General features: G+C 36.6%; 8 protein-coding genes. 3 read left to right on the top strand and 5 right to left on the bottom strand.

Features of this window, described 5'->3' with window-relative positions; all coding sequences use genetic code 11:
- Positions 1-165 (bottom strand): helix-turn-helix domain-containing protein (locus ACFSY7_RS16205; RefSeq protein ID WP_380148698.1); only part of this gene is annotated, 165 nt, incomplete at its 3' end.
- Between the two features lie 996 nt (positions 166-1,161).
- Positions 1,162-1,884, bottom strand: coding sequence for a DUF5776 domain-containing protein (locus ACFSY7_RS16200; RefSeq protein ID WP_380148697.1), 723 nt, complete (start codon positions 1,882-1,884; stop codon positions 1,162-1,164).
- 108 nt (positions 1,885-1,992) lie between these two features.
- Between ACFSY7_RS16200 and ACFSY7_RS16195 the strand changes: the two genes are divergently transcribed.
- On the top strand, positions 1,993-3,240 hold the full coding sequence (locus ACFSY7_RS16195) for a hypothetical protein (RefSeq protein WP_380148696.1): 1,248 nt from the start codon (positions 1,993-1,995) through the stop codon (positions 3,238-3,240).
- A 21-nt stretch (positions 3,241-3,261) separates the two neighbouring features.
- Here ACFSY7_RS16195 and ACFSY7_RS16190 read toward each other — a convergent pair whose 3' ends face one another.
- Entirely contained in the window at positions 3,262-3,666 is a 405-nt protein-coding gene (locus tag ACFSY7_RS16190) for an Ohr family peroxiredoxin (RefSeq protein WP_126989727.1), read from the bottom strand.
- A 108-nt stretch (positions 3,667-3,774) separates the two neighbouring features.
- Here ACFSY7_RS16190 and ACFSY7_RS16185 point away from each other — a divergent pair, with 108 nt between their 5' ends.
- Both ACFSY7_RS16185 and ACFSY7_RS16180 read left to right on the top strand, forming a co-directional pair.
- On the top strand, positions 3,775-4,197 hold the full coding sequence (locus ACFSY7_RS16185; RefSeq protein WP_126989726.1) for a MarR family winged helix-turn-helix transcriptional regulator: 423 nt from the start codon (positions 3,775-3,777) through the stop codon (positions 4,195-4,197).
- Positions 4,198-4,317: 120 nt separating this feature from the next.
- The gene (locus tag ACFSY7_RS16180) at positions 4,318-4,875 is read left to right on the top strand and encodes a GNAT family N-acetyltransferase (RefSeq protein ID WP_380148695.1); all 558 of its coding nucleotides are present in this window, start codon (positions 4,318-4,320) and stop codon (positions 4,873-4,875) included.
- A 340-nt stretch (positions 4,876-5,215) separates the two neighbouring features.
- Here ACFSY7_RS16180 and ACFSY7_RS16175 read toward each other — a convergent pair whose 3' ends face one another.
- Positions 5,216-5,659 carry a GNAT family N-acetyltransferase gene (locus ACFSY7_RS16175; protein WP_380148694.1) on the bottom strand — a complete coding sequence of 148 codons (444 nt, stop codon included), beginning with the start codon at positions 5,657-5,659 and terminating at the stop codon, positions 5,216-5,218.
- Positions 5,660-5,849: 190 nt separating this feature from the next.
- Positions 5,850-6,131, bottom strand: a complete 282-nt coding sequence (locus tag ACFSY7_RS16170; RefSeq protein ID WP_380148693.1) for a DUF4362 domain-containing protein — start codon at positions 6,129-6,131, stop codon at positions 5,850-5,852.
- Positions 6,132-6,541: the final 410 nt, after the last annotated feature.

The following is a 6,541-nucleotide window of genomic DNA, read 5'->3' as shown; positions in this document are numbered from 1 at the left end:
GGACATAATGGAACGATTCAACCCTTTTCCTTCTTCTTTATAAGAAGTATTCCACAACTCAAGAAAATGGTTGTAAACAAAACGACAATGCCCATGGGTTTGATGGATGAACGCTTGTTGGTCTTTATTTGGGTAGATACGGAATTTATACGCTTTATATGACATGACAGACACCTCCTTTTTTCGAATAGTATAATAGGAACAGATGTTCTTTTCAACAAATTAGTACTGGCAGCATAATTGGGTTCGCATTCATCCCCTCCCTACTCACTACGTTCCTTGAGGGAGGGGGATTCTGCGAAGAAATGATAAAAAAGCCATCTATAAAATGGCTAACATTTTTAGCTTTTTAATTAACTGTATACTAAATTATATAGGAGTGATGTTCGATGAACATCAGATGATGACAGACTTTACGATTCTCAAAGCAGCTAGTTGATTACATTTGACTGAAAGTCTAAACAAAAGGATAACACGGAGAAGCCAGCACTATTCATCACCTTCGACCTTTCACTTTATGAATGAGTCCCTATGGGAGCATCGCTAGCCTCTGCCTTATGAACAGACCGAACGAAGGAATGTACGCGCAATTAGACGCTTAGAGATATGGGAGAGTTCGTCGTCATAAGCTACGCAGAGATCCAAAAGTGTATCATATAAAAATAGTCTCTTCTTTAGCTTAGCGTCTCGATGAATTAACATAAATATCAATTAATACAAAATTAAGTTATTTATGCGTGTCAAAAAGATATTTTTTAGCACTCAAAAATGGCGTGAGCCATTGATATATCAACATTTATAGAGGGAGGAATAAAATGCTAATAAACATTATAGGAATCAGCTCAATTTTAATTTTATTAGTTATGATCATCTTAAATATGTCTCTAAGCAAGATTATCACTGTATTATTTGTTAGTTCTATATTTTTATTTATAGTACGATTATTTATAGAAGGTAGTAAATTATCAAGTGCTTTTACAGAATCTTTTGGGATTTTAAGCATTGTAGGATTTATTTGTGTAGTTATTCATTTTTTTAAAAAAACTTCAACTAATTAATAATATGTATAAAAGACCCCATTATCATGTAGAAGATAATGGGGTCTTTAGCTGATTAGAAATTAATCATCTAAATCATATTCATATATAGGGTTCAAAAGCATTAGATCAAATACAATAAAGTTGTATGACCATCAGATTCATCTATTACTTCTATTCCATCTTCAGGGTTGAATTTTTTCCCTTTGTTTTGTTGAATAATATCAAGATATTTTTCAACAAAATTAGGTGATGCTGTAATATAAAAACCGCTTTTTAATAGATACATATCGCCGACTTTTTTAACAACAGTGAAAATTTCACCTTTATTTACTTGTCCATCTGGATTCGTCCAACGTGCTGTATCATAATAATTTAAGTCGTCCACAAGTACTTTGATTGTGCCGATAGATGTGTGATAGCCTTTTACATTTTTCTTGTTTGCAGTGATGTAGCCTTTAGCTGTTTTCAAGCGTGGCGTTTTTCCATCGTACTCGATACAAGTAATCGTAAGTCGCGTACCTTCTGGATAACGTTTAATCGTTTTCTTCAATGTAACATCTTCATACAAACCGATTTCTCGCAGTGTGACGACGCGATCTGGTGTATACGTATAAAATTTATCGCTCGTGGTATCACCTTTTAATTTACGTGCTACTTCATTTTTAAAACGTGTCCAATCACTTGGACGTGCAATGAATGGTGCCGGACAATTCTTGGCTGTTACATCGTAGTGACGATATAAATCATGTTGATTCAAACCATATTTTTTACACAATTCTACGACTACATCGACTGTACGATTAAATGTCGCTGTTGCGATAGAACCATCTTTTTCTAGACACATCTCAACGCCTATGGCTGTCCAAGCATCTCATCACCTCCTTGCATTCTTTACCCTATTTTTACCATAAAAATGTTATGTTGTAAGTAGATACCATTAAGGAGGGGTTCTATGTATTACGCTTATGCGTTTATGAATGTCATTGTATATATTATTTACGCTGTTTTTCTTATCATTGGTGCACATATGACACAGCCACTATTTGGACTGCTACCACTGCTCGTCTTTTACACAGCGAAATATACGGGCGGCTTCTTTTGGTATAGCTTTTCAAAAATGCAAACAGCTCATTTATTTAAGTGGCTCATTGCCTGTGCGGTAGTCGGTTGCATACTGGGCGTTGTTTCACTAAAATATCCAGCCCTTCTTAACATCTCGGCCATTTTACTAGGACTATGTTGTAGCGTATTATTACCTACATACACGACCGTTTTGAAAACTCAAAAAGGTTCAAAAAAATCACAGATGCTCTGGTCAGCACTGCTTGCATGCTGCTGGTTACTCATCTTAGTGCCCGTCATTACATCTAAACAGTTTTCCTTTGTCTTTTTGTGGATTGGTCTCGCATTCTTTTTCCTACTGTTTCTACCCGTTAAAAATGTGCCAAAGATCATTACACCGACTCGTCCAGAACAGCGCTACACTGGGCTTATTGCCTTTATCGTCTTGAGTGCAATGCTATTCATCGTCAAATTTGTCCGAACCGTTGAATGGCAAACTTACTTTTCAAGCATCGTTTTAGTCATACTCTTTTTAGTGACCTGTGCGATTATGTGGTACTCATGGCATCATGTACGCGCTTTTTCTACAACACTGCATCTATATAGCTATGCAGATGGCTTACTCGTTGCCTTTTTCTTTATGGTCACTGTATTTGAACACTGGCTGACGGCAGCATCCACCCTTCATGTCGTGTACATACCTTATATTATCGGTGTGCTCTTGTCCTTCATTTTGCCGTTCAAGTTCTCTCGCAACACCTTACTACTCATCGTTTTACTATGTAGTTGGGGATTAGTGTATGAACCATTAATCACCGTCGTAGCAATTGGTATCGGTTACAGCCATACAAAATTTGCGGCGGATTTAAATGGGGATTATTACAAAGCAGCTATTCCGGCATTAAAGGAGAATGCGTTATTAGTTAAAAATCGTTTTTATCGTCTTGGCGGTATTTCGATACAGGTCCTCATTGTGGCATGCATCGTCAGCCTGTCATGGCAGCGCGCTATTGATCTTCCAGAAGTTATGCATACCGTAATTCCAACAATTCTTCCCGTTATCACTATTGGCTTTAATAGCTTGATGACCATTTTTATTGGCTGGCTCGTATTAAAAAACCGCCCATCTAGCAACTAGAAGGGCGGTTTTTTATATGATTTAAACGGCTTTAATTGTTACATCAATATTACCAGCAGTTGCTTTTGAGTAAGGGCATACTGTATGCGTTAATTCTAAAAGCTCCTGCGTTTGTTCACGTGGCAGACCATCGATATGACCGACGATTTCCACTGCTAAAATGAAATCAAATGGTGCTTTTTCAAATAAACGTACAGTCGCTGTAATTGATGATTTTTCTTTAATCCCTTTTTGGCGCTTAATCAAATCAAGCGCGCTATTGAAGCAGGCACTATACCCTGCAGCAAATAATTGCTCTGGATTTGTCGCATCTGCTACGTTTGAACCTGGAGGCGCAATCTTCACTTTAAATGATTTATCATCAGCAATCGATTCACCACTGCGGCCACCAACATTTAACATTTTCGTTGAATAAATTTCTTTCATTTCTTTACACACTCCTTTTAGTTATGAACAATTATATTGTACACAATTTAATTGTGTTTGACAAGTAATTAGCTTCTTTCTAAAATAGAGTGGACTGGAGGTTTTACGATGAATGCAAGTTTAGATAATCAGCTTTGTTTTTTATTGTATGTATCATCAAAGGAAATTATTAAAGACTATACTGCTCGCCTGAAGCAATATGATTTAACGTATACAGGTTATATCACAATGCTCGCCTTATCCCATGAGGAGCCAATGACGATTAAAGAGCTTGGCAGTAAACTCTTTTTAGATTCGGGGACACTTACACCACTGCTAAAACGCTTAGAAACACATGGCTATGTAACACGCGCGCGCTCAAAAGAGGATGAACGAAATTTACTCGTTTCACTTACAGATGAGGGATTCACATTACGAGAGGAACTTGGCTGTATCGGTGAAGATGTGTTTGAAAAGTCTTCTTTAGATACAGAGCAGGCAAAAGCATTACATGCGATGTTAAGCCAATTTGTCGCAAGCCTAGACAAGTAAAAAAAAGGTGCCTTCGTGCGCCTTTTTATTTTACCTAAAAATGGCTAAATATATAGTTAAAGGATATTCTGTGTTATGCTATGAAAGTGAAAATACGAAAAGAAAGTTAGAGGAAATAGTTTGAGTAATTATCAATTTTTAATGGCAAAGCATGCCTGCATGGAAAGTGAGCGTTTATTTCTACGCCCCGTTACGATGCATGATGCAGTGGATATGTTTGACTATACGTCAGACGAAGAAACGACACGCTTTTTGTATGAGCCGCATACGGAGCTGCAACAAACAGAAAAAATGATTGGCAACTATTTTATGAAAGAACCTATCGGCAAATATGCACTTGTTTTAAAAGAGTCTGGTAAGATGATTGGTGCTATTGAGTTTCGGGTAGATGACTGGAATAAGAGTGGGGATTTAGGCTTCACCTTAAATCGCCGTTTCTGGGGAAATGGCTATATGACAGAAGCCGGGAATACCTTACTTCATTTAGCATTTACAATTTTAGAGCTAGAGCGCGTCCATGCTGCCCATGACGTCAATAATCCGATGTCCGGAAATGTATTACGCCGCTTAGGTATGACACAAGAGGGAATACTGCGTAAAAGTGAAATGATTCGTGGCACACTTGCAGATAGTGCGTACTATTCGATTTTAAAAGAAGAATATACCATCCGTTTCTAGCGCTTTTATGCGAGCCGAAGAAGCTGATATTAAGCGATATAAAAAGGATAGCTAAACGGAGAAATTCCTTTAGCTATCCTTTCTTTATGTATTTTAATAATTCGCTTAGCTATACCGCATCTAAATATTTAAGTACCCATATACCTACACCTAGAGCTGCAAACACATAAAATGCGATTTTCGTTTTATTACCCGATTTCTTTTCTTCCATCTAATGACGACCTCTTTCTAATTATGATTATGTTAAATTATACCTTAACAAATCAATGATAGAAGGAATCCCCCAATATTTCAGTACAATTCTTACTTTAAATACACATTTTTCGAATAAAACAACTTATCACAGCAACTTTTTTTCAAGCACTATTTTATGTAGCCCATTTTTATCTGTATATGTGCTCATCACATCAAATCCACTTTTAATATTTAAAATTAGCATATTCCGCCATTTATTCATTGTTTTCGTTTGGACAACATGATAGCCCTGTTCCCTTACATACTGATGCTGGATTTCCATTAGCTTAGAAGCAATACCATATTTTCGATACTTTATTCTCACGCCGCCTAGCCAGCTATAAAATGTATAAGTATCGAGTTCATAGCCCATCTTATAACCAATCACTTGATTTCCTTCCATTGCCGTAACAACGACTAAACGAGGCTTGCTTGTCATTTTATTAATTAACTCATCCGCTGTACCAAAAATTTCGTAATGAAGTGCTACAATACCTTTTAATCTTTCTACATCCGGCATCGAATTATCAATTGTATACGCAAAATTCATCGCTAATCTCACCTTCCATATAATGATGTCCTACCTATGATCCTCATCGTTTCGCAATAGTTAGAATTTCCGTATCCATCTCGTTTGGTGACGTGCAACCATCAAGTGTATAGATTATATTTTTTGTTCCTTTTTTCTCGTTACTTGTCTTAGAAGTCGTTTTTAAAATTTCCGCTTCGCCGTAGCTATCCTATTTATTATCAATCGTCACCTGGATTTTGTTATTTTCAAACGGATAAATATATAAAATAGGATTACCCTCTATCGTATAGCGCACAATTCTAATCGTATCGTCTTTCCCCTGTTGTTCATGTTCAAAAAATTGTTCAAAATGTTCCCTATTGTCGATTTCACCATGTAATTCCACAATATCACTCACTTTCACAACATAAGCATTTGTGGCATCATCACTACACGCTGACAGTACAAATAAAGAGCTTAGCGCTAAGAAAACCATCGATTTTTTTAACATATGTAGCTCTCCTTTATTTTCCAATTCCAACCACAATACCATATAACATTTGAAAACACTATTTGATTGAAGGCATTAAGATTTATTGTAAGACGACAAATTTTATTTGGGCATCACAAATCATTAAATCTAAATCACCAATCACCTCAAGAAGCGTGTTTTGGCTACGACATATTTCTAGATATGTGCCAACTGTATGTCATTTTGCTTACTGATGTACTAAGCATTTGCTTCGTTTAATCATTATCACAAATAAATACGATTTATATGGCGATAATTGTGATGCTTTGTTAACCACTTCATTAAAAAACAGCCTGTTTCTAGCCTGTTTTGCCACATTTTGGGTTCATTTCGGCGCTCCGAGGGGCATTTTCCACACAGCGCCCGTTCAGTTTTGGATCTTTGTGTCG

Origin of the sequence: Kurthia populi (assembly GCF_042686175.1) — a bacterium.
Classification (GTDB): Bacteria; Bacillota; Bacilli; order Bacillales_A; family Planococcaceae; genus Kurthia; species Kurthia populi.
This window is presented reverse-complemented; position numbering and strand designations above follow the sequence as displayed.